The sequence below is a fragment of the Streptomyces sp. NPDC056479 genome (assembly GCF_042795335.1).
In the GTDB taxonomy this organism is placed as follows: Bacteria; Actinomycetota; Actinomycetes; order Streptomycetales; family Streptomycetaceae; genus Streptomyces.
Genome location: NZ_JBHTRZ010000001.1, coordinates 897,367 through 919,333, shown reverse-complemented (window position 1 = coordinate 919,333; position 21,967 = coordinate 897,367). Strand labels below are relative to the sequence as shown.

Annotated in this window: 20 protein-coding genes; 11 read left to right on the top strand and 9 right to left on the bottom strand. The window is 71.6% G+C overall.

All coding sequences use genetic code 11. The annotated features are described in order from the left end of the window. The first annotated feature begins 38 nt into the window (after positions 1-38). The 5 genes from ACFQ6S_RS04145 (at position 39) to ACFQ6S_RS04125 (ending at position 6,551) form a co-directional block, all read left to right on the top strand. The gene (locus ACFQ6S_RS04145) at positions 39-917 is read left to right on the top strand and encodes an N-acetylglucosamine kinase (RefSeq protein WP_383403132.1); all 879 of its coding nucleotides are present in this window, start codon (positions 39-41) and stop codon (positions 915-917) included. 168 nt (positions 918-1,085) lie between these two features. Beyond that, the gene (locus tag ACFQ6S_RS04140; protein WP_383403129.1) at positions 1,086-3,008 is read left to right on the top strand and encodes a phosphatase PAP2 family protein; all 1,923 of its coding nucleotides are present in this window, start codon (positions 1,086-1,088) and stop codon (positions 3,006-3,008) included. A 93-nt stretch (positions 3,009-3,101) separates the two neighbouring features. After that, a complete protein-coding gene (locus ACFQ6S_RS04135; RefSeq protein ID WP_383404314.1) occupies positions 3,102-4,781 on the top strand; it encodes an ArnT family glycosyltransferase in 1,680 nt (559 codons plus the stop codon). 81 nt (positions 4,782-4,862) lie between these two features. Beyond that, positions 4,863-5,786 (top strand): MurR/RpiR family transcriptional regulator, encoded by a 924-nt coding sequence (locus ACFQ6S_RS04130; RefSeq protein WP_383403126.1) that lies wholly within the window; start codon positions 4,863-4,865, stop codon positions 5,784-5,786. 390 nt (positions 5,787-6,176) lie between these two features. Further along, positions 6,177-6,551 carry a hypothetical protein gene (locus ACFQ6S_RS04125; protein WP_383403124.1) on the top strand — a complete coding sequence of 125 codons (375 nt, stop codon included), beginning with the start codon at positions 6,177-6,179 and terminating at the stop codon, positions 6,549-6,551. Between the two features lie 41 nt (positions 6,552-6,592). Here the strand turns inward: ACFQ6S_RS04125 and ACFQ6S_RS04120 are convergent, their stop codons facing one another. Together ACFQ6S_RS04120 and ACFQ6S_RS04115 are read right to left on the bottom strand one after the other, a co-directional pair. After that, a complete protein-coding gene (locus ACFQ6S_RS04120; RefSeq protein ID WP_383403121.1) occupies positions 6,593-7,384 on the bottom strand; it encodes a cellulose binding domain-containing protein in 792 nt (263 codons plus the stop codon). A 109-nt stretch (positions 7,385-7,493) separates the two neighbouring features. Further along, positions 7,494-8,327 carry a hypothetical protein gene (locus ACFQ6S_RS04115; RefSeq protein ID WP_383403119.1) on the bottom strand — a complete coding sequence of 278 codons (834 nt, stop codon included), beginning with the start codon at positions 8,325-8,327 and terminating at the stop codon, positions 7,494-7,496. A 244-nt stretch (positions 8,328-8,571) separates the two neighbouring features. Between ACFQ6S_RS04115 and ACFQ6S_RS04110 the strand changes: the two genes are divergently transcribed. Together ACFQ6S_RS04110 and ACFQ6S_RS04105 are read left to right on the top strand one after the other, a co-directional pair. Beyond that, positions 8,572-9,246 (top strand): TetR family transcriptional regulator, encoded by a 675-nt coding sequence (locus ACFQ6S_RS04110; protein ID WP_383404312.1) that lies wholly within the window; start codon positions 8,572-8,574, stop codon positions 9,244-9,246. A 169-nt stretch (positions 9,247-9,415) separates the two neighbouring features. After that, the gene (locus ACFQ6S_RS04105) at positions 9,416-9,829 is read left to right on the top strand and encodes a Zn-ribbon domain-containing OB-fold protein (RefSeq protein ID WP_383403116.1); all 414 of its coding nucleotides are present in this window, start codon (positions 9,416-9,418) and stop codon (positions 9,827-9,829) included. On the opposite strand, the gene ACFQ6S_RS04100 is transcribed toward ACFQ6S_RS04105, so the two are convergent. Continuing rightward, positions 9,811-11,199 (bottom strand): Gfo/Idh/MocA family protein, encoded by a 1,389-nt coding sequence (locus ACFQ6S_RS04100; RefSeq protein ID WP_383403113.1) that lies wholly within the window; start codon positions 11,197-11,199, stop codon positions 9,811-9,813. The genes ACFQ6S_RS04105 and ACFQ6S_RS04100 overlap by 19 nt on opposite strands. Before the next feature lie 170 nt (positions 11,200-11,369). Between ACFQ6S_RS04100 and ACFQ6S_RS04095 the strand changes: the two genes are divergently transcribed. Then, on the top strand, positions 11,370-14,144 hold the full coding sequence (locus ACFQ6S_RS04095) for a hypothetical protein (protein WP_383403110.1): 2,775 nt from the start codon (positions 11,370-11,372) through the stop codon (positions 14,142-14,144). Between the two features lie 26 nt (positions 14,145-14,170). On the opposite strand, the gene ACFQ6S_RS04090 is transcribed toward ACFQ6S_RS04095, so the two are convergent. Continuing rightward, positions 14,171-14,557 (bottom strand): PPOX class F420-dependent oxidoreductase, encoded by a 387-nt coding sequence (locus ACFQ6S_RS04090; protein WP_383403108.1) that lies wholly within the window; start codon positions 14,555-14,557, stop codon positions 14,171-14,173. Positions 14,558-14,616: 59 nt separating this feature from the next. Next, positions 14,617-15,795, bottom strand: coding sequence for a MalY/PatB family protein (locus ACFQ6S_RS04085; protein ID WP_383403105.1), 1,179 nt, complete (start codon positions 15,793-15,795; stop codon positions 14,617-14,619). A 250-nt stretch (positions 15,796-16,045) separates the two neighbouring features. On the opposite strand from ACFQ6S_RS04085, the gene ACFQ6S_RS04080 reads away from it, so the two are divergent. Further along, on the top strand, positions 16,046-17,410 hold the full coding sequence (locus ACFQ6S_RS04080) for a S1 family peptidase (RefSeq protein ID WP_383403103.1): 1,365 nt from the start codon (positions 16,046-16,048) through the stop codon (positions 17,408-17,410). Between the two features lie 9 nt (positions 17,411-17,419). On the opposite strand, the gene ACFQ6S_RS04075 is transcribed toward ACFQ6S_RS04080, so the two are convergent. From ACFQ6S_RS04075 to ACFQ6S_RS04060, 4 genes are all read right to left on the bottom strand, one after another. Next, positions 17,420-17,818: an EamA family transporter gene (locus ACFQ6S_RS04075; protein ID WP_383403101.1), complete on the bottom strand. Its 399-nt coding sequence runs from the start codon at positions 17,816-17,818 to the stop codon at positions 17,420-17,422. Beyond that, positions 17,815-18,369 (bottom strand): hypothetical protein, encoded by a 555-nt coding sequence (locus ACFQ6S_RS04070; protein WP_383403098.1) that lies wholly within the window; start codon positions 18,367-18,369, stop codon positions 17,815-17,817. Before ACFQ6S_RS04070 ends, ACFQ6S_RS04075 begins: the two co-directional genes overlap by 4 nt. 85 nt (positions 18,370-18,454) lie before the next feature. Next, positions 18,455-18,640 (bottom strand): hypothetical protein, encoded by a 186-nt coding sequence (locus ACFQ6S_RS04065; RefSeq protein ID WP_383403094.1) that lies wholly within the window; start codon positions 18,638-18,640, stop codon positions 18,455-18,457. Between the two features lie 100 nt (positions 18,641-18,740). Then, complete coding sequence (locus ACFQ6S_RS04060; protein ID WP_383403091.1) at positions 18,741-19,901, bottom strand: ROK family protein; 1,161 nt, start codon at positions 19,899-19,901, stop codon at positions 18,741-18,743. 163 nt (positions 19,902-20,064) lie between these two features. On the opposite strand from ACFQ6S_RS04060, the gene ACFQ6S_RS04055 reads away from it, so the two are divergent. Beyond that, positions 20,065-21,030, top strand: a complete 966-nt coding sequence (locus tag ACFQ6S_RS04055; protein ID WP_383403088.1) for a carbohydrate ABC transporter permease — start codon at positions 20,065-20,067, stop codon at positions 21,028-21,030. Positions 21,031-21,048: 18 nt separating this feature from the next. Further along, positions 21,049-21,966, top strand: coding sequence for a carbohydrate ABC transporter permease (locus tag ACFQ6S_RS04050; RefSeq protein ID WP_383403085.1), 918 nt, complete (start codon positions 21,049-21,051; stop codon positions 21,964-21,966). Position 21,967: the final 1 nt, after the last annotated feature.

The following is a 21,967-nucleotide window of genomic DNA, read 5'->3' as shown; positions in this document are numbered from 1 at the left end:
AGAGGATCCGTGCAGGACACCCCCACTCGTCCCCCCTCGTGGTCGGCATCGACGTGGGCGGCACCAAGACGCATCTCCGTGCCTTCGCGGGGGACGCCCTGGTCGCCGATCACGTCCGCGCGAGCAGCGGCTGGCGGCCGCACGACCCGGTGGCCGCCGCCGCCTGGCTGGCCGCGCTGGTCGCCGGCGTCCTGCCGGCGGGTGTCCGCCCCGCCGCACTCGCCGTCGGCGGACACGCCTGTGAGACCCCCCGCCAGTGCGCCCAGATCCGCACCGCGCTCCAACTCCATTTCGACGCACCCGCGTCGGTGGTGGGCGACGCCGAACTCCTCGTCCCTGCCGCCGGGTTGGACAAGGGCGTCGGCCTGGTCGCCGGTACCGGGTCCGTCGCGGTCGGCCGGCTGGCCGACGGCAGCCCGGTCCAGGTCGGCGGCTGGGGAGCGGTCCTCGGCGACGAGGGCGGCTCGGCCGGTCTCGTGCGCGAGGCGGTACGGGCCGTATGGGCCGCGCACGACCTCGGCGACGGGCCCGACGCACTCGCGCGCGGGCTCGTCGACGCGTTCGGAGTCGCCGAAGTGCCCGCGCTCGGCGGGGCGTTGGAGGGCGCGAAGAACATCTCGGCGGACTGGGGCCGGCACGCACCGGTGGTGTTCGCGGCCGCCGAGGCCGGTTCGCCGCTCGCGCGCGCGGTGATCGACGAGGGTGGCCGGTCGCTGGCCGCGCTGGTCGAGCAACTCGCCGCCCGCGGAGTCCCGGTGGACGACGTCGTGGTGGCCGGCAGCACGATTCTCGCCCAGTCCGTGCTGTACGACGCATTCGCCGCCGCTCTCGCCGACAGCGTGCCCGGGGCCACGCCGCGGCCCCTGACCGTGCCGCCGGTCGAGGGCGCCGTGACGCTCGCTCGTTCACTCGTGTGACATCTGCCGGACGCCGGGTGCACCCGGGTCCGACACAACTCGCCCGTAGATCTTCGCTCGTACGACTCGATCCCCTGCGCCTCGTGTGTCTCCCGCGCTCCAGCCGGTCGAGTCGATCATTCGATCTCTTTCCGGCCGTAGCGCCGTAGAACTTCGAGAGAGGCACCCATGCCGTCACCCGTCGGGGGCCACACCACCCCGTCCATCAATAGAAGGCGCTTTCTGACGGCCTCCGTCGGAGGCGGAGCTGCCCTGCTGGCCGTCCCCGCCGTCGCCGGCTGGCTCCCCGCCGCCGACGCCAAGGCCGCCACGAACGCCGCCGCGTTCGTCGACGACTACAAGACCAACGTCACCACGAACCTGACGCCCGAGACCAACGCGGTGGTCCGGATCCTGGGCGGTTTCGCGAAGGTGTGGAAGACCGGTGGCGCCTGGAACACCGGCACGCCGCTGATGCCCGAGGTGCTGCGCGCCAACATGCGCTACTGCGCCGGGATCACCGCCGCGCGCACGGACGCGCAGGCGAAGGAATCGTTCATCATCGACCGTCAGCACCAGAGCTACTCGGTGATCGCCGGGCTCGGTCCGCTGGCCGGCCTGTACAAGTCGGGCGCCAGGGCGGTCACGTCGATCACCGTCGCGCCGGACGGCACCCCCGCCGGGAAGATCAGCGACGCCCTGCCGGCCGACGCGCCGGCCGGATCCGCGATCGGCGCGGGGTCGTACGACTCGGAGCTGGGCAGGGTGGCCAAGCTGGTCGACACCGTGCGCGGTCCGTTCGCCTCCGGCAACCCGGCCAAGTTCGCCTTCCAGTACCCGCGTCCGTGGCGGATGAACGAGGACAGCGAGGTCGTCGACACCGGGCGGAAGGACGCGTTCGGCTTCCCCGTCTACGAGTCGGAGGTGGTCGTCGCCCCGCAGCTGATGCGCCAGCGCGGTGAGACGGCGACCGAGGACGGCGGCTTCCCCAGCGGGCACACCAACGCCCTGCACCTGGCGGCCCTGGCGTACGCCTATGCCGTGCCCGAGCGCTTCCAGGAGCTGGTGACCCGGGCCTTCGAGCTCAGCCACACCCGCATCGTGGCGGGCATGCACTCCACGGTCGACGTCCTCGGTGGCCGCATCATGGCCACGGCCCTGGCCGCCGCCGCCCTCGTCGACCCGGCCAACGCCGAACTCAAGGCCGCCGCCCGCGCCCAGGCCCTGGCGTACTTCGAGGAGCGCACCGGGACCACCGCCGACACGCTGTACGCCTACGCCCACTCGGCCGGTACCGATGAGGATCCGTACGCCGACCGGGACGCCAACGCCCGTACGGTGCGGCCCAAACTGACCTACGTCCTGACCCGGCGCGGCCGCGACGTACCGCTGACCGTGCCGAAGGGCGCCGAGGTGCTGCTGGAGACGCGCCAGCCCTATCTGACCGCGGCCCAGCGCCGCGAGGTGCTGCGCACGACCGCGCTGCCCGGCGGGTACGTCCTGCTGGACGGTTTCGAGCAGTGGGGCCGGCTCGACCTGTTCACGGCGGCGGACGGCTACGGCGCCTTCGACTCGGACGTGACGGTCACGCTCGACGCGGCGGCCGGCGGCTTCGGCGCGGCGGACAGCTGGCGCAACGACATCCGCGGCGAGGGCGGCCTCACCAAGCGGGGCACCGGCACGCTCACCCTGGCCGGGCACAACCGGTACCACGGTGGCACGGCCGTCGAGGGCGGCGTGCTGGTCGCCGCATCCGCCAACGCCCTCGGGCAGGGCGATGTGCGGGTGGCCGGCAGCACGCTCCGGGCCGACAAGGTGCTGCGGGTGCGCGGTTCGTACGTCCAGGAGGGCGACACGCGGCTTGAGCTGCCGCTGCGCAAGAACCACGGTCCGGCGCTGGAGGTGTCCGGCCGGGTCGTGCTGGGCCGGGGCAGCGTGCTGTCGCTGCGCCTGGACGCCGGGCGCCCGCCGGTCGCGGGGAGCACGGTTGCCGTCATCGAGGCAGAGCGACTGCGCGGACAATTCGACCGGGTGGAGCTGAACTCGGACACGCTCCGGGCCGTACCCGTCTACACGACGGAAGGTCTGTCGGTACGACTCCAGAGGCGGTGACACCGTCCCCGGGCGGAACTGATGCAGAGTAGGCCCATGGGCCGGCTCTGGATCAGCTTCCGCCACCGTGGGGCCGAGGGCACCGCGGAGCGGATGATGGCGCTCGAACAACACACGGCCCCGGCCCCGGAAACGCACTCCGAACCGCCCGGCGCGCGGCCCTCGCGGCCGCCCGTCGGGCGGTGGCTCGTCCCGCTCCTCGTGGTGCTGCTGCTGGGCCAGATGGCCGTCGCGATGGTGACGACCGCCGTCCGGCAGACCCCGACGATCGACGAGCCGGTGTACGTGGGCACGGCCGCCGAGTACCTCCATGAACACCGGGTGGTCCACAACCCCGAGCATCCGCCGCTGGGAAAGCTGGTCGTCGCGGTCGGGGTGGCGCTCGCCGATCCGCAGGTCGATTCCTCCTTCACCGGCGATCAGGGCCGGTTGGGACGGCATCTTCTGTACGAATCCGGGAACGACCCGTGGCGGCTGATGCTGTTCGCCCGGCTCCCGGTGATCGCCCTGACGCTGGCCTTCGGGCTGGTGGTGTTCGCCTTCGCCCGTGAACTCGCCGGTTCGGCGGGGGGGCTGGCGGCGCTCGGGCTGTACGCCTTCTCCCCCGACGTCATCGCGCACGGCTCGCTGGCCACGCTCGACGTTCCGGCGGCCGGCTTCGTACTGACGGCGGTCTGGCTGCTGTGGCGGGCCCGTCGCAGGCCCCGCCTCCACCTGCCCCTGGCCGGTGTCGCACTGGGTGCGGCGCTGGCGACGAAGATGAGCACGCTGGCCGCCCTTCCGGTGCTCGTGGCGCTCGCCGGGCTGTCGGTGTGGTGTGCCCGAGAGCCCTCGGAGTCCCGGCGGCGGGCGCTCGGGCGGGCCGCCGCGGGCGCGGCCGTCATGACACTGGCCGCCGTCGCCGTCGTATGGGTGTCGTACCTGGCGGTCGATCCGCGGTTGCGGTGGGCGCCGGAGCAACCCGTTCCCGCGGTGCACGGGTTGCGGGGGCTCGCCGTGGACCTGCTGCCCTTCCCGGAGGCGTACCGGGACGGGATGCGTTTCCAGTTCGACTTCGAGGAGTACCCGTGGGAGGGCTTCCTGTTCGGCCGGCTCTACACGGGCTCGCTCTGGTACTACCTGCCGGCGGCGCTGCTGGTGAAGACGCCGCTCGGCATGCTCGCCCTATGGGCGGCGGGCACCGTCACCCTGGTGGCCGTACGGCGGCTGCGGCCCGCGGTGCCGTATCTGCTGGTCCCCACCGCCGTGCTGCTCGGCGCGGCCATGCTGGGGTCGCGGGACTTCGGCACCCGGTACGCCGTCTTCGTGCCCATGTTCCTGGCGGTGGCGGCGGGTTGTGTGCTCACGGTGCGACGGCGGTGGGCGCCGGTCGCGGCCGGGGCGCTGGTGCTGTTCGTCGCGGTCAGCTCGCTGCGGACGTTCCCCTACTATCTGCCGTACTCCAATGAGGCGTTCGGCGGTCCGGCGAAGACGCATCTGCGGCTGCACGACTCCAACGTGGACTGGGGCCAGGATCTGGGCAGGCTGGCCGACCGGCTGCGCGAGCGGTACCGGGGCGAGCGGATCTGGCTCGTGTACAAGGGCAGCGGAGTGCCGTCGTACTACGGAATCCGCGCCGCGGATCCGCGCAAGGTGCCCGTCCGCGAGGTGCGCGGGCTGCTGGTCGTGTCGGACTCCTCGGTGGCCAAGGCGACCGGACGGCTGGCCGAACTGATCGACAGCAGTCGGTCGATCGACACGGTCGGTCATTCGATCACGATCTACCGGCGATGAGTGCGGGCCACCGAGCGGGCCCTGATCGCCACAGTGTGTGAGCTATGTTGAAGCACTGTGGGAGACAAAAGAGGCGCACCGGTGCCATCGCCTCAGCAGGCACGCGCTCAGGCATCCGCCATCACGTCGGGAAAATCGGTCCCGGAGACCGAGGCATCACCGACTTCCCAGCTCAGGACGCTCTTCGACCAGCCCCGGCTCTCCCCCGGGCAGCGGCGCATCGCCCAGTACCTGATCGAGCACATCACCGAGGCGGCGTTCCTCTCGATCACCGATCTCGCGGAGCGGGTCGGTGTCAGCCAACCCTCCGTGACCCGTTTCGCCGGGGCGGTCGGCTTCAGCGGTTACCCCGCGCTACGGGAGAAGCTCCAGTCGATCGCCCTCGGGGCGCTGGCCGGGGGTCCGGCGGCCGCCGAGGAGAACGGCGCCAACGAGCTTCAGGCCGCCGTGGACGCCGAGATCGAGAACCTGGAGAACCTCCGGCGCGACTTCGCGGACCCCGACCAGGTCATCTCCGTCGGCCGCAAGCTGTCGCAGTCGACTCCGCTCACCATCCTCGGGCTGCGCATCTCCGCCTCCCTCGCCGAGTACTTCGCCTACGCCGCTCGCCGTGTCCACCCCGACGTCCGGCTGGTGACCCGGGGCGGCAGTGTCGCCTACGACGCGCTGCTCCAGTCGCGGGAGGCGGGCGGGACGTGGGTGCTCGCGTTCTCCATGCCACGGCACGCGCAGGAGACGCTCACCGCGGTGCGGGTGGCGCGCAGCGCCGGACTGCGGGTCGCCCTGGTCACCGATCTGGCGCTGGGGCCGGTGGCCGACACCGCCGACGTCGTCTTCTCGACCGGGACCGGATCGCGGCTGGTCTTCGACTCCTACGCGGCTCCCGGCGTGATGGCGTCCGCGCTGCTGCAGGCCATGACCGACGCCGACCCGGAGCGGACCCAGGCGCGGCTCGAGGACTACGAGCACATCTCCGACGAGCACCAGTTCTTCCTCCGGGACTGATCCCCCGCGTCACCCGCCCGCACGGGCAACACCCCCACTTCGGTGAAACCGGACCACAGTGGCACCATCCAACTCAAATCACGCATGAATGTTTTCATACGTCTTGCAAACCAGACGGCATATATAAATACTTCACACGCACCATCCGCCCGCCGAAAGCAGTCGGTCCGCTCATGCGCACGTCACCCCATCCGTCGTGCGACTGCCGTCTGCCTTCCGGGCTCCCTCGCGAACAGCCGTGGTCGCCGTCTCCTACCCGCGTCGGCGCCCGGGCTGTTCGGTCGGGCATCGCCTACGCGAGCGCCCGTGGCGGCGGCCCCGGTCATCCCCTAGGCCGGGGCCGCCCCGACCCCGTCGAACACCCCGGACGACGCCGCACACCCGGAAGCGATGACCATGACCCTGACGACTACGCGCATCAGCTCGGACTGGCCGTGCCAGGTCAAGACCCCCGGCTCCTACGACTGGGAACGCTCCGCCGCCAAGTGGCTGCGTGAACTGGTGCCGGCCCGCTACGCCAGCTATCCCGCGCTGATCCGCCACCCCGTGCTGCTCGCCCGGCATGCGCAGATCCAGGTCCAGAACGAGGTCCGGGTCGCCCGCACCGCCCTGCAGACCGCACGGGCCGACCTGCCCGCCCTCGGCATGCCCGAGTCGGTGATCGAGCACACCATCAAGCTGTACGCGGCGGAGGTCATGCAGTTGCAGCACATCGCCCGCAGCGTGCGCGCGGTGTCGCAGGCACTGGTCGACCACGGGCGCTGATCCGTCGCCCCGAGGCGGCCCCGGCGCCCGCTCACCGGCCGTCATGAGGCGCCGGCGCTCGCCGCGCAGGTGACCGTGGCCGACGGCTGCTCCGCCGATTGCGAAGTGGCGGCGAGGAAGCCGAAGGTGACGCTCGCGCCGGGCGCCAAGGCGCCGTTCCAGGACGCGTTGGTGACGGTCGCCCTGCCGTCCGGGTTCGTGGCGAGGGTGCCGTCCCAGACCTGCGTCAGACGGGCGCCGTCGGGCGGTACGACCGTCGCGGTCCAGCCGGAGGCCGAGGCCGCGGGTGCGTTGGTCAACGTCACCTCGCCCTGGAAGCCGCCCTGCCAGCTGCTGACGGTCCGGATGGACGCGGTACAGGCGGAGTCACCGGCCTCGCCGGCTCCGGGGCCGCCCGGCGCGGCCGGGGTGGATTCTGCCGGGTCCGAGTCCGACGCCGAAGCCGATGCGGTCGGGGACGGAGCCGGCTCCCGGGCCTCCGCTCCGTCGTCGCGGGACAGCAGAAGCGCGCCTCCGAAGCCGACCACCGCTGCCGCCGTCACGGCGACCGCGACGGCGGTGCGGCGAAATCCGGGGCCGGAGTCCGCCGGACCGGGACGGGCACCGCGGCGCGGTGCGATTCTCGTCTGCTCGGCGACGGCCGGCAGTTCCTGTGTCGCGTCCTCGGTGCCGGGCCGGGACCCGGGCACGGCCACGGTCTCGTAGCCGGCCTTTTCCTCCTCCCACTCCCTGAACAGCTCCGCGAGGGCGTCGGTGCGGCGTGGGCGCAGGACTCGGATCGGTTCCAGGGCCGGGCCTTCGTCCGGCTCCTCGGGGTCGGGCCGTGTGGACACGCCGCTCTCCTTCCGTCCCCGTCTGCACGGGGCTTCGCCAATCCCCGAGGAGTGATACGGGGTTGGCGTCCCGCCGGTTCAGCGGAACGGGGTGAGCGTGCGGCCGCGGTCAGGCGTGCGCGGCGAGGAAACGGTGCAGGGACGCCGTCAGCGCGGTGACGAAGGCGTCCCGCCCCGTGTCGTCCAGGGCGTCCAGCGACAGATAGGGGTTGAGGTCCTCCAGCTCGACCAGCAGCAGCTCACCGCCGGGCGCCCGGCAGGCGTCCACCCGTTGGATGCCGTGATCCAGGCCGTTCCACTCGATGAAGCGCCGGGCGAACTCCAGGTCGCCGTCGGCGGGTTCGTACGGCTCCAGCTGCCAGCGCCGGTCGGTGTGCGGCGCGTAGAGCGCGTACTGGAAGTCGTGGTCGACGAAGTAGAACGAGACCTCGTAGGCGAAGTCGACACACGGCTGCACGAGGACGTCTCCGTCGATCGAGGCGCGCAGGTCCTCGGCCGGCACGATCCGCAACCCCATGGAGTCGGCGCCCAGTCTGGGCTTGACGACATAGCGGTCGGTCCTGGGCAGTCGGTCCAGGTCCTCGGCGCGGTCCACGGTGGGGATGACCGGATGCCCGGCGGCGGTCAGGTCGAGCAGATACTGCTTGCCGGCCATGTCCGCCTTGCCGGAGAGCGGGTTGTACACGCGGGTCCCGGCGGCGATCGCGCGGCGGCGGAAGTCGTCGTACGCGTCCTGGTACGTCAGGACCGGCCCGCTGTTGCGGACGACGACCGCGTCGAAGGCGTCCATCAGTGCGGCCGCGTCCCGGGGGTGGCACAGGGCGAGGTCGAAGTCGTCGCGCAGCCGGGAGGTGAGGAGGATGTCCTCGTCGCAGTAGCGGCGCCCGCGCGCCGGGTAGGCCAGGTCGGTGACGTACAGGATGCGGGGGCGGGCGGGCGGCATGGCGGGGCTCCTCGGCTGGGGCGGCACGCGATCGTAGGCAGACCGGCGCCTGCCGAACAAATGTCGGATCGACCGGGAGCTGGAGCACTCAGTTCCCTGGTTGCGCTGCACTGAGTGCCATTAGTGCATCTCTGGGTGCTACGTTCCGTCCATGAGCTCCAGCAGTGCGGCGTCCGGCCGCGGCCGGCGGTCCGAGAAGCCGGACGGCGACGATTCCGCGGACGCCGCGGCCACCAAGCCCCCGATGCGGGACGCCCTGGTCGCGGCGGCCTTCCGGCTGTTTCTGGAGCGGGGTTACGAGCAGACGACCGTCGACGACATCGTGGCGCTGGCCGGCGTCGGACGGCGGTCGTTCTTCCGCTACTTCCCGTCCAAGGAGGATGTGGTCTTCCCGGACCACGAGCGCTGCCTGGCCGACATGACGGCTTTCCTCGCCGCGAGCGACGACGCGCATGAACCGGTGCGGCGGGTGTGCGACGCGGCCCGGCTGGTGCTGCGGATGTATGCCGAGAACCCGACCTTCTCGGTGCAGCGCTACCGGCTCACCAAGAGGGTGCCCGGGCTGCGCGCGTACGAGCTGTCGGTCGTCTGGCGCTACGAGCGGGCCCTGGCGCAGTATCTGCGCGAGCGCTTCGCCGGGCGGCGGGACGGGACCCTGCGGGCCGATGTGATCGCCGCCGCCGTGGTCGCGGCGCACAACAACGCGCTGCGCTCCTGGCTGCGTTCGGACGGGCAGGACGACGCGGGCGCCGCCGTGGATCACGCCCTCGGCTATGTGCAGTCCACCTACGGAGCCGCCCCTCCCCCGGCCCCCGCCCCCGACGAGCAGCCCGACGACGTGGTGGTCGTCGTGTCCCGGCGCGGCGCCCCGCTGTGGCGGGTGGTCCAGGAGATCGAGGCCACGCTCCGACGCGACTGACCCGCGGGCGGCGAGACCAGTTCCAGATTCAGGGTACGCAGTGCCTTTACGTGTGGCACTGAGTGCCATACGCTGCTCCGTGTGCACGGCGGCACGGCGAACCGCGCATGGGCGTGCACGGGAGACCCGCGCACGTGGGATTCCGGACTGGCGCAGGGAGTTGACCAGCGTGTACCACCACTCAGGAAACGTCACTCGTCAGACCGCCGGCTTCGCGGCAGGCGTACTCGACCGCACGGCACCCGAAACGGAGGCCATCGTCTTCCAGCGCTGTACCTGGTGTGCCACCGCCATGTACCACCGGCTGCTGTGCCCGGTCTGCCAGTGCAGCGAGCTGCGCACCGAGCGCAGCGAGGGCGTGGGAACCGTCCGGCACGCCACGGTGGTCCACCGCAACACTCCCGCGGCGCGCAATGTCTCGCTCGTGGAGATGGCCGAGGGGTTCGTGGTGCGCGGCCGGGTGATGGGCCCGCTCATCGGCATTCACAGCGGGGACCGGGTCCGGCTGTCCACGGCGAAGGACCCGGTCCGGGGCGAGCCGGTGTTCCAGCTGGTCGACGAGCCCTACCGGGCCTGGACCTGATCCCCCTGCCCGCCTGAGCCCTCCCACAGCCCGGGCACCAACTCCCGTACGGCGACGGGCCGTCCCGTCTCGAAGCAGCGGTTCGCGGCGAGCCCGACGGCCAGGGCCAGCGCGCCGTCGCGTTCGGTGGCCGTGGGGTGCGCCACCGCGCCCGCCGCCGGGTCGGCCGGCCGCTCCGGGTCGACCGGGCCGAACAGGGCGTCGAGCATCCGCGGGTCTCCGCCGCCGTGCGCCTCGTGGGCGGTCACGAGCGGGATGTCCACCGGAGCTCGCCACAGCGGTCGCAGCGTGAGCCGTGCCCCGCCCGCGTGCTCGGCGGCCGTGTCCCCGTGCAGCGCGCCGCTGTCGGCAGTGATCCGGGTCGTCGGTGGCTGCCAGCGGCTCTCCTCGACCTCGAGTTCCAGCCGGCCGGCGCTGCCGTTGAACATGACCCGGTAGCCCTCCCACGGTGAGTACGCCGTGAGGTGGTACGTCATCGTCGTGCCCTTGGCGTGGCGCACGAGCACGGCCATGTCGTCCTCGATGGTGACGGGCCCGCCGAAGACATTGCGGTCGCGGACGTACCCGTCGTCGTGCTCGGCGTCGAGGTAGAGGCCACGCAGGGTGTCGTTGGCCGCCAGGTCCAGGGCGAAGGGGTCGTCGGCGGCCCGGTCGGCGCCGTGGGCACGGTCGTAGTCCCGGCGCAGTCCGTGGCGTTCGCCCGCCTCGGGACCGTAGAAGGCCAGCCGTCCGTAGCCGAAGACGTCCCGCGGCTCGTCCGCGAGCCACCAGTTGACCAGGTCGAAGTGATGGCTCGCCTTGTGCACCATCAGACCGCCGCTGCGGTCCTTCTCCCGGTGCCAGCGGCGGAAGTAGTCGGCGCCGTGGCGTACGTCGAGGAGCCACTCGAAGTGGACGGAGAGGATCTCGCCGATCGCGCCGTCGGCGAGGAGTTCGCGGACTTTCTCGTGGACGGGGTTGAAGCGGTAGTTGAAGGCGACGGTGAGGGAGTTGCCGGTTGCGCGGACCGTGTCGAGGATGCGGGCGCAGCGGTCCGCGTCGACGGTCATCGGCTTCTCGGTGACCACGCGGCAGCCCGCCTGAAGGGCGGGGACGATGTAGCGGTCGTGCTCGGCGTCGACGGTGGTGACGACGACCTCGTCGATGTCCTCCATGGCGAGCAATTCGGCGAAACGGTCCGGCTCCCACCGGGTGGCGGCGGGCTCGCCGGCCTCGGCCAGCAGTCGGTTGTGGAAGGCCATACGGGTCGGGCTGGGGTCGCAGAGGGCGGCGACCAGGTGGCCGGGGCGTTCGGCGAGGGCGCGGGTGAAGGTCTGGGCACGGTGGCCGGTGCCGACAACGGCAGTGCGGCGTTGGGGAGTTCGGCTCATTGTGGTGGCCTTTCCCGTGTATCGCCCACCCATTCCTGCCCACAGGACCGTTCGGCACCGTCCTGATCGTTTTTCTCTCCCTTCACGGGCAACGCACAACTCACCGCTTCCGTCCTCACGGGGTGAGGGCCCGGGGCCGTCCGTCCCGGGACGAACGGAAGGAGGGGCACGTGATGCGTGCCCGGCGAATAGGGGTCACCGCCCTGGCGGTGCTCGCGATCGTGGGGGCGTCGCCAGGGTGGGCTCAGGCTCAACCGGCGTCCGAGACAAGACAGTTAGCACAGTCGGCCGACTCCGAGGGGCTGCCGCCGGACTGGAGCGTCACCGGCGAGGGATCGGCGCGCAAGCTGGTGTGGCGGTCCGACGAACGGGTGCCCATGGGGGACGCCCGGGTCGAGTTCTACGCCGGTGACCGGCTGCTCGGCCATCCGGCGCAGGCCAAGGACGGGCGGACGTTCCGGCTCGGCCTCGACGGCGTCCGGCTGGACTCCGTACAGGACCTTCAGGTGCGTGCAGCGGGACGCCGGTTGGACGGGCCCGAGGCCGACTCCGGATCCTCCTCCGGGGCACGCTCGGGCGTGACGCTCCCCCAGCGTCTCCCTGCGAACCAGGTCGACCCGGGCAAGCCCGGCACGTACCGGACCGTCACGGGCGAGTACGACCTCGCCCCGGTACGGCTGCCCGGATTCGCCGAGCCGGTCGAGATGCGGGCCGTGGTGGTGGCGCCCAAGGGTGCCGAGGGCCGCCGACCGCTCGCCCTGTTCCTGCACGGACGTCACTTCACCTGCTACACCCCGCAGGGCGACATCACCGGCGACTGGCCCTGCGCCGCCGGCGGCAAGCCGGTGCCGAGCCACCGGGGCTATCTGCGTGACCAGCGGCTTCTGGCCTCCCAGGGCTATGTGACGGTGTCGATCTCCGCCAACGGCATCAACGGCCAGGACTGGCAGGCCGACGACGGCGGCGCGCAGGCCCGTTCCTCGCTGGTACGGCAGCATCTCGCGCGCTGGGCCGACTGGTCCGCCCACCCGGGCACGGCCCCGGCGGCCGTACGGCAGGCACCCCGGGCCGATCTGTCCCGGGTGCTGCTGGTGGGGCACTCGCGTGGCGGCGAGGGCGTCAACCGGGCGGCGATGGACAGCCTTTACCCGGCGCCCGCGGACCAGGACGGCTATCGCGGCCCGGTGCGCTGGCACATTCGCGGCACCGTGCTCATCGGTCCGACGATCTTCGGCCAGAACCCGGTCCCGGACGTGCCGTCGATGACGATCCTGCCGGGCTGCGACGGCGACGTCTCCGATCTCCAGGGCGAGGTGTACGTCGACGGCACCCGCCGGGTCAGCAACGGCGCCGCACTGCACAGTGCCGTGTACGTGGTGGGCGCCAACCACAACTTCTTCAACAGCGAGTGGACGCCGGGCCAGGCCGTGGCGCCGGCGGACGACGATTTCTGGGACGACGAGGAGCAGCGCGACCCGGTCTGCTCCCCCGGCACCAGGACCCGGCTGACCGCCGACCAGCAGCACAAGGCCGGCGCCACCTACATCGCGGCGGCGGCACGGCTGTTCGTCGCGGGCGACGACCGGGTGCGTCCGCTGCTCGACGGCTCGGAGCGGCGCGCTCCCTCGGCCGATCCCGCGCGTGTCCTCACCCACGCGGTGGGGGCGCGACGCGGCGCCGGCTTCCTGCCGGACGGCAAGGTCACCGTGAGCGGGGCCAAGCTGTGCTCGGCGGTGGATCCCTCCTCGGCCAAGGCCTGTCTGTCGTCGGAGACGGCAGGCGGCTCACCGCACTTCGCGCAGTGGGAGACCGACCGTGAGCCGGGCCGCCGCGCGGTCGCGCTGCGCTGGTCCGCGGCCGGGTCCGCCACGCGCGTCAGCCCCGACCGGTCGCTGTCGCTCTCCGGCTCGAAGGCGCTGGCGTTGCGTGTCATCGTGCCGCCGAACACCACCGGTACTCAGCTGGACGTCTCCGTCACCGATGCCGCCGGCCGGCACCGGACCCTCGGCCGGGTCAAGGTCGACGGGCTTCCGGGGTCGGACCGGACCTCTTCGTACTGGGCGCGTGAGGTGCGCGTGCCGGTCGGTGCCGATGACGCGGCCGCGCTCGATCTGAAGCACATCAAGTCGCTGGAGCTGACGCCGCGCACGAGGTCCGGGCGGGCCTGGCTGATGGACGCCTGGGCATGGCAGCCGGGCACGGCCCAGGTGCGTGAGGCCCAGCTGCCCCGGGTCGACATCGGTCGGCTGAAGGTCAAGGAGGGCGACTCGGGCGTACGGACCTACCAGGTGCCGGTCCGGGTCTCCGGGCAGGGCAGCGGGCAGGTACGGCTGTTCGTCTCCGACCCGGTCACGGGCAAGGTCACCGACCGGCTGGTCGCCGTCCGGCCGGGCGCGCAGACCATCGACGTACCGGTGAAGGTCGAGGGCAACCCGCGCTACGGCTACGACACGGGACACTACGTGTTCGTGAAGGCGGTCCGCACCGCCGTGGTCGGCGCCCACCTGGGCGGGGTGACCGTCGAGAACGACGACCCGATGCCGACGGTCTCGGTGACACCGGTCGCCGGCCGGGTGACCGAGGGCCGGCCGCTGAAGTGGCGGGTCTCCCTGTCCGCGGTCGCCGACGCCGAGATCAGCGGGACGTACGTCCTGCTGCCGGTCACCGAGGGCCGGGAACTGTCGACGAAGGACGTCGACCCCCGCTGGCTCGAGGAGACCGCCGGCGCGTCACCGGATCCGGAGAGGCCGTTGTCCAAACTGGACGGGTTCCTCCTGTGGGTGAACGTCGAGGCGGGCAAGAAGTCCGCGGAACTGCAGATCCCGACGGTGAAGGACCAGGTGGCGGAGCAGTCCGAGTCGGTGCGCTTCCAGGCGGCCGACGACTCCGGTGCGCCGCTCCCCGGGGCGCCGGTGATCACGGGCACGGTGCTGGACGCGTCGTGACCCGCACCGGACGTGCCTGACCTCGGTCAGGGCGTCAGTGTGATCCGGATGCCGACTGTGCCGTTCGCACCCCGGCGCAGTCGGCTGCCGAAGAGCGTGAGGCGGCCGGTGATCCCGTACTTGCGGGCGATGAGCTTGCGGTAGCGGGCGCTGGTCGCCTCGTCGCAGATCTCGGCGGTCGCGGGGACCGGTTCGCCGGTCGGCCTGCCGCGCAGGTCGCAGGGGCCGACCAGGACGTCGCCGCGCGCCCGGATGCGCTTGACCTTCCAGGAGTCGGCGACCGTCCACACGCCCAGCGCGTCCCCGTCCCGGACCACCCAGACCGGGGTGGGGACGCCGGTGCCGTTCTTGCGGTAGCTGGTGATGAGCAGGTACTTGCCCGCGCCGAGCCGCGCCGGTGTCGTGTCGTCCATGGCCGGAAGTGTAGGCGGCGGGGTGGGACACGGGATTTCGGGTCCCGCAAGGGCCGTGCTCAGTCGAGCGCCGCCGCCATCCGCCGTACCGCTTCGGCGATCAGCTCGGGTGACGTCGCCAGGTTCAGGCGTACATGCCCGGCACCTCCCGTCCCGAAGGGGATGCCGGAGTTGAGGGCGACCCGGCCGCGCCGCAGGAAGACCTCCGCCGGGTCGTCGCCGAGGCCGAGGGCGCGGCAGTCGAGCCAGGCGAGGTAGGTGGCCTCGGCAGGGTGGTGGGCAATCGCCGGGAGGTGCTCGGCCAGGAGGTCCGCGAGCAGCCGCCGGTTGTCGTCGAGGCCCGCGAGCAGCGCGTCGAGCCAGCCCGTGCCGTCGCGCAGGGCGGCGCTGTGGGCGATGATGCCGAGGTGGCTGGGCCCGTGGCTGACCTCGTCGGGCATACGGGCCAGGTCGGCGGCGGACGCGGTCCCGGCGATGGCCAGGGCGGCCTTGAGACCTGCCAGGTTCCAGGCCTTCGACGCCGACATCAGCGACAGCCCGTTCGCGCTGCCCGGGACGCTCAGGTACGGCACGAACTCGACACCGCCGGCGGTGAGCGGTGCGTGGATCTCGTCGACGACGACACGGACGCCGTGACGGTCGGCGAGGGCGGCCACGGTGGCCAGTTCGTCGGCGGTGTGCACGGTCCCGGTCGGGTTGTGGGGGCTGCACAGCAGGAACGCGGCCCGGCGACCGCCCGCGACCGCACGTCGAAAGGTCTCGTCCAGCGTCTCGAAGTCGATGCGCAGGTCCGCGCCGAGCGGGGCCTCGATCACCTGTCGGTCCATGTGCTCCACGAACTGGTAGAACGGCGGATAGACGGGCGAGTTCACCACGACCGGATCGCCCGGTCCCGTCACCAGCTTGAGCATCTCGACCACGCCGAGCATCACGTCGGGCACGATCGCCGTCCGCTCCACCGCCAGTCCGTCCCAGCCCCACCGCTTCTCCGCGAATCCGGCGAGCGCCTCGGCGTAGCCGGTGCCGGCCGGGTAGCCGGTGTCGCCGAGCGCGAGGGCCTCGGTGACCGCGCGCACCACGGGTTCGGCCAGGGGTACGTCCATCTCGGCCACCCACAGCGGCAGGACGTCGTCGGGGTGGGCGCGCCACTTCATGCTCGTACGACATCGCAGCCGGTCCAGGGTGAGGGCGCGCAGGGGGTTCGGTTCGCCGGACGTTTCGTGCGGGCTCCTGGTCATGGGGCACAAGATAGGTGGGCTGTACGCCGCCCGGGAACAGCGCGGGTGCCGCGTGACCGGTGATGTGCGGCGGATTCCCCGAAATGGCCGGTGACCTGCTGTCCGGCACCCTGCTGCCTGACGACGGCACGAGAAAGATCAGGCGTGCGGTGAACGCGGGCGGGCCGGGCCGCGTATGCAGAGAGGGTGCTCAACTCCGGGAGGGCCCCGTGGCGTTGACGCCGCGCTGTACTTGGTTCGGGAGCCATGCATGAGGCACGCACGACGACGTCTCGTCCGGCGGGTGACACGGCTGGCGGCCGTCGGCGGACTCCTCCTCGGAGGAACGATGGTCACACGCGCCGTGGCGAGCGAACCCGGCGACGCCTCCGCCGTCCCGCGCACCTTCGCCGCCACGGCCGCGGACACCGGCAGCGATCTCGTCGCACGGCTGGGCAGCTCGCGTACGGCGGGCAGCTGGATCGGCGCCGACGGTAAGCCGGTCGTGGCGGTCACCGACGAGGCCGCCGCCGCCGAGGTGCGCAAGGCCGGCGCCACGGCGAAGATGGTCGACCGCACCATGGACGAGCTGAAGTCGGCGACGTCGACGCTGCGTTCCGCACCCCGGGTGGCGGGGACGGCGTGGGTCATGGACTACCGGTCCAACGACGTGGTCGTGAAGGGCGACAGCACCGTCTCGTCCGCCGACTGGTCTCGGATGACCGAGCTCGCGGACGGTATGGGCGACTTCGTCCGCATGGAGCGCACCGAGGGCACGTTCACGACACGGCTCAACGGCGCGCTGCCGCTGCTGTCGACGGCCGGGCGCTGTTCGGCCGGTTTCAACGTGACCGACGGGCAGCGCGACTTCATCCTCACGGCCGGGCACTGCGGGCCGGACGGTTCGGTGTGGTTCGCCGACAACCGGGGCACCCAGCAGATCGGCCAGACCGTCCGGCAGAACTTCCCCGGCGGTGACTTCTCCCTGGTGCAGTACGCGAGCGGGAAGGCGGGCGCCGGGGCCGAGGTCGTGTCCATCGGTGACGGCAAGGGCGTGCGGATCACGGGCGCGGGCGATCCCGCTGTCGGGCAGCGGGTGTTCCGCAGCGGCAGCACCAGCGGACTGCGTGACGGCGAGGTGACGGCGCTCAACGCCACGGTCAACTACCCCGAGGGGACGGTCACCGGGCTCATCGAGACGAACGTGTGCGCCGAACCCGGGGACAGCGGCGGCCCGATGTTCTCCGAGGGAATCGCGCTCGGTGTGACGTCCGGCGGCAGCGGCGACTGCGCCGCGGGCGGTACGACGTTCTTCCAGCCGGTGACCAAGGCCATGGCAGCGCTGAACGTCAAGCTGCTGGTGGCGGCGCAGAAGGGTGCCGGGCAGGGCGCCGCACCGGATCCGTCGGCGACGCAGAGCGACATCGCACCCGGTGAGGCCTCGCCGGGCTCCTCGGCCCCGGTGACCGGTGAGGACGCGACGACGCTGCTGGCCCGGCTCGCCGACCCCAAGAACGTGGGCCCCGGTCTGCTGGTCATCGCGGGCAGCCTGGTCGCCCTGGCCGCGACCCGGTTCATCCGCGCGGAACAGGACCGCAAGGCGTATCGGCAGTACTACTCGGCGACCTGGAGCTGACCTGCCCGGTCACCCGAGGGTCAGCAGTACGGTGGCCATCGCCGCACCGGCCGGCCCGATCGCCCGTCGCACGGTGAGGGGTTCATGAACCAGAGCGAACCCCAGGATCACCGGCAGCGCCGGGTAGAGGGAGGCAAGGACCACGGCGACCGCCGGCAACTGCCGCTGGGCGGCGAGCAGATAGAGGATGAGTCCGAGCGCCGCGCCCGCTCCGATCAGCAACGCCTGCGCACACCGTCGCGCCGGAAGCCGCAACTCCCGGCCGTACCCGGCGGCGACGGGCAGCAGCACCAGTACGGCGGCCACGCGGCCCGCCGCCACCGGCCACAGCCCGCTGGACGGACCGGCCCGGCCGAGCGCGAGGTACTGCACGGCGACGCCGGCGCCGGCGAGCAACCCGTCGCTCACACCGGCCGGGGTACCGGCGCGGGCCGGGCTCGGACACGCGGCGCGAGGTGGTCACCCGGCGGGCCGGGCCAGGTCGTCGCGCCGCCGTCGGCCCGCCGGCCGCCCCGGTCGTCCGCGACGAGCCAGAGCGCGGGCACGGTGACCGCGAAGCCGGTCCAGGCGACGGCACCGGGCCGGTCGCCGAGCAGCAGCACACCGCACAGCACGGACAGCGCGACGGAGGTGACGGTGCTCACCGGAACGACGGTGCTCATCGCGCCTCGGCTCAGGCCCCGGTTGAGGAAGTGCATGGCCGCTCCGCTGCCGACGCCGGACAGCGCACCCCACAACAGATCCGTGAGACCTACGGCATCGGCGGAGACGAGAAGTGCCGCCGCGACGGCGAGAAGCAGGCCGCCGAGCTGGCCGGGGAGGGTGACGGCGGCGAAGTGGGTGCGGCGGGACAGCAACCCGCCGGCGGTGGGGGCACCTCCCGGCTCGAGCGAAGCCGAGAGCTGGGGGACGACGATGCCGTAGCAAACGGCCGAGGTCAGTGCGAGGAAGGCACCCATCGAGTCAGGGGTGCCCGGAGAGGGTGTTCCGATGCGTGGCGAGGTCGGTCGAGGATGATGCTCGGGCCTGCGCCTGAGCGAGCGCTCAGGCCGCCTTCACCGTCTGCGGGGCCGCTGCGGCCCACTCCAGGACGAGGCGCTGGTACTCCTCGCGCTGCTCGACGCTCAGTGTCCCGCCCGACCGGCGCCACAGCGCCCGGATCTCCTCGTTGACCTCGTCAGCCGATCGATCGGAGGCGATTTCAACAGTGGTGGACATGCTGTGAAGCATACGGTCCCTGAGGTGAAGGCGCTGTGAGTAAGCACACTCAATGCGGACATATCGGACCGTGTTGCTGATCACGTCCATCTGTCAACAAGCGCCGCGGAGTTCACGCGTCCGCCGCCCCCAGCACCAGCACCTGGATGGCCAGAACAGCGGCGCCACGTGCCCAGTCGTGAAAGTCGGACACCTTCGTCTCGAGGTCGATCGGCGCGGCCAGCGGGTGCCGGTGGGCGCGCATGGCGTCCGCCACAGTCGCACCGGCGACGTCCATCAGCCCCACCCCCTCCCCGGCGAGAAGGATCTTCTGCGGCAGCACGAAATTGCCGATCTGCGCCACCAGGATGCCGAGCGCGCGGGCCGCCTCCTCGATGACGCGGGCCGGCATCGGCTCCCCCGCCGCGGCGAGCGCGAGGATCTCCTCGTACGTCCGGTCGCGGCCGGTGGCGGCGCGTACCTGGTAGCGGATGTTGGGGATGGTCAGCAGGGAGACGGCGCTGCCCCGGGCCCCGTCGGGGGTGAGCGGTCCGTTGGGGTCGACGATCCAGTGCCGGCCGAAGCCGCGGTCCTCCTCGGCGTAGGGCACCCGCTTGCCGCCCAGGACCAGCCCGTAGCCGATGCCGGCGCCGATGGTCAGGACGACGAACCGGTCGAGGCCGCGCCCGGCGCCGAACCAGGTCTCGGCCTCCACGAGCGCGGCGACGTCGTTCTCCACGACCACCGGCAGCCCCGTACGCTCCTCGACCAGCTCGGCGAGCGGCACGTCGCGCCACTGCAGGAACGGTGACTCCCCCACCACGGCACGGTCCTCGACGAGGCCGCCCACGCCGATGCCGATGCCGGCGAGGCGGGGATGGCTCACGGCCAGCCGGTCGGTCATCTCCCCCAGCAGGGCCACGACCTCGGCCGGATCATGGGTGTCCAGGGGGCGGTCGTAGCGGGCCACGATCTCGCTCCTGAGAGTGGTCACCACGCCGTAGACCATGTCCTCGGTGATCTTGTAGCCGACGAAGGACCGTGACTCGGCCACGACGTCCAGCGGCTGGGACGGGCGGCCCTGACGCACCTCGATCGGGGCGCCCGCCTCGGGGACCTCGATCAGGAGCCCCGACTCGATCAGCGGTTTGGTCAACCGGGTGAGACTGCCGGCGGACAGGTCGAGCCGCCGGGCGAGTTCGGTGCGGGACAGGGGGCCGGCGAGGAGCACCTCGATCGCCACCGAGCGTTCACCGGGGCTGAGGGGAAGCCAGCTGGCGGCTACTGCGGTCATGGTCGTCAGGCTCCCACATGATTTTTTTCTCGACAAAAGCAACCAGGCCAGTCTATGACGGTCGGTGCGTCTCGAAGAAGATGTTTGCAGGCCCCTTGACGGCTGGATTCTTCCGCCACAAAAGTAAGTGACCGAGGACGAGCCGCGGACGAGGGAGTCTCTGATGACCATCGCCTCCAGCAGCCCTCCGTCGCGTCTCCCATTGGGTGGCGTCGAGGGGGCAGGGACCGAGCAGAGGGCACGGCGGGCGAGTGCCCGCGAGAACCGGGGGGACGGGCGGCTCGCCGCGGTGTTCATCGCGCCGGCGCTGCTGGGCTTCGCCGCCTTCCTGCTGTGGCCGACGCTGCGGGGCATCTATCTGAGCTTCACCCGCTTCAACCTGCTGACGCCGCCGGAGTGGGTGGGCCTGGACAACTACGTCCGAATGGTCCACGACCCGATCTTCTGGGACTCACTGCTGGTGACCGTCGAGTACGTGGTCATCAACATCGGCGTGCAGACGGTGTCGGCGCTCGCCATCGCCGTCCTGCTCCAGCGGCTGACGCAGTCGGCGGTGCTGCGCGGGATCGTGCTCACGCCGTATCTGATGTCCAACGTCGTCGCGGGCATCGTCTGGCTCTGGATCCTCGACACCCAGCTCGGCATCGGCAACGAGATCATCGCCGGGATCGGCTTCGACCGCATCCCGTTCCTCGCGGACGAGACCTGGGCGATCCCGACGATCGCCCTGATCAATGTGTGGCGCCACGTCGGGTACACCGCGCTGTTGCTATTCGCGGGTCTGATGGCGATTCCGAACGACATGTACGAGGCCGCGAAGGTGGACGGCGCGAGTGAGTGGCGGATGTTCTGGCGGATCACCATGCCGCTGCTCAGGCCGGTCCTTGCGGTCGTTCTGATCATGACGGTGATCGGTTCGTTCCAGGTCTTCGACACGGTCGCGGTGACGACCGCCGGCGGACCGGCGAACGCCACCAACGTCCTGCAGTACTACATCTACGGCGCCGCCTTCGGCCGCTTCCAGTTCGGGTACGCCTCGGCGATGTCGGTGGCCCTGCTGGTCGTGCTGAGCGCCATCACCGTCCTGCAGTACCGGCTCACCCGGGCCGGCCAGAGCGACCTCGGCTGAGGGAAGGGAGACACCGACATGGCTGCTGTGGCAGACACGACGACCGTACGGCGCGTGCGGAGCCGGCCCTCCTTCGGGCGGGTCGTGGCCTGGGCGGTGATGGCCGCCATCGTGCTCATCACGCTGCTGCCGTTCTACTGGATCCTGCGCACCGCGCTGTCCTCGAACACCGCGCTCGCCGCCCATCCCGGCGATGTGCTGCCGGTCGACGCGACGACCGGCGGCTTCGAGCGGGCCCTCGGCCTGCAGTCGGCCGAGGAGGCCATCGCCCAGGGCGGCTCGGGCGGCGGGCTCAAGTTCTGGCGTTATCTGATCAATTCGGTGATCGTCTCGACACTGATCACCGTCTGCCAGATCTTCTTCTCCGCCATGGCCGCATACGCCTTCGCCCGGCTGCGCTGGCGCGGTCGGGAGAAGGTGTTCGCCCTGTTCCTGGCCGGGCTGATGGTGCCGACGATCTTCACCCTGCTGCCGAACTTCGTACTCATCAAGCAACTCGGCCTGGTGGACAGCCTGTTGGGCGTGGCGCTGCCGACGATGTTCATGACGCCGTTCGCGGTGTTCTTCCTGCGGCAGTTCTTCATGAACGTGCCCCGCGAGGTGGAGGAGGCAGCGCTGCTGGACGGCGCCGGGAAGATACGGATCTTCTTCCGGGTGATGCTGCCGATGGCCTCCACACCGATCCTCACGCTGGGACTGCTGACCTACATCACCGCCTGGAACGACTACTTCTGGCCGTTGATGGTGTCGTACACCGACAGTTCGCGGGTGCTCACCGTGGCGCTGGCCATCTTCCGGGCACAGACCCCGCAGACCGGCTACGACTGGTCCGGCCTCATGGCGGCCACCCTCATCGCCGCCCTCCCGATGCTCGTCCTGTTCGGCTTCTTCGCGCGCCGCATCGTCGGCTCCATCAGCTTCACCGGCATCAAGTAGG

What these genes read in the sequence shown, in the direction of transcription:
- ACFQ6S_RS04140 (WP_383403129.1), top strand. Translation starts at nt 1,086, where the DNA reads ATGCCGTCACCCGTCGGGGGCCACACCACCCCGTCCATCAATAGAAGG.
- ACFQ6S_RS04135 (WP_383404314.1), top strand. Translation starts at nt 3,102, where the DNA reads ATGATGGCGCTCGAACAACACACGGCCCCGGCCCCGGAAACGCACTCC.
- ACFQ6S_RS04125 (WP_383403124.1), top strand. Translation starts at nt 6,177, where the DNA reads ATGACCATGACCCTGACGACTACGCGCATCAGCTCGGACTGGCCGTGC.
- ACFQ6S_RS04115 (WP_383403119.1), bottom strand. Translation starts at nt 8,327, where the DNA reads ATGCCGCCCGCCCGCCCCCGCATCCTGTACGTCACCGACCTGGCCTAC.
- ACFQ6S_RS04110 (WP_383404312.1), top strand. Translation starts at nt 8,572, where the DNA reads ATGCGGGACGCCCTGGTCGCGGCGGCCTTCCGGCTGTTTCTGGAGCGG.
- ACFQ6S_RS04100 (WP_383403113.1), bottom strand. Translation starts at nt 11,199, where the DNA reads ATGAGCCGAACTCCCCAACGCCGCACTGCCGTTGTCGGCACCGGCCAC.
- ACFQ6S_RS04090 (WP_383403108.1), bottom strand. Translation starts at nt 14,557, where the DNA reads ATGGACGACACGACACCGGCGCGGCTCGGCGCGGGCAAGTACCTGCTC.
- ACFQ6S_RS04085 (WP_383403105.1), bottom strand. Translation starts at nt 15,795, where the DNA reads ATGACCAGGAGCCCGCACGAAACGTCCGGCGAACCGAACCCCCTGCGC.
- ACFQ6S_RS04080 (WP_383403103.1), top strand. Translation starts at nt 16,046, where the DNA reads ATGAGGCACGCACGACGACGTCTCGTCCGGCGGGTGACACGGCTGGCG.
- ACFQ6S_RS04070 (WP_383403098.1), bottom strand. Translation starts at nt 18,369, where the DNA reads ATGGGTGCCTTCCTCGCACTGACCTCGGCCGTTTGCTACGGCATCGTC.
- ACFQ6S_RS04065 (WP_383403094.1), bottom strand. Translation starts at nt 18,640, where the DNA reads ATGCTTCACAGCATGTCCACCACTGTTGAAATCGCCTCCGATCGATCG.
- ACFQ6S_RS04060 (WP_383403091.1), bottom strand. Translation starts at nt 19,901, where the DNA reads ATGACCGCAGTAGCCGCCAGCTGGCTTCCCCTCAGCCCCGGTGAACGC.
- ACFQ6S_RS04055 (WP_383403088.1), top strand. Translation starts at nt 20,065, where the DNA reads ATGACCATCGCCTCCAGCAGCCCTCCGTCGCGTCTCCCATTGGGTGGC.
- ACFQ6S_RS04050 (WP_383403085.1), top strand. Translation starts at nt 21,049, where the DNA reads ATGGCTGCTGTGGCAGACACGACGACCGTACGGCGCGTGCGGAGCCGG.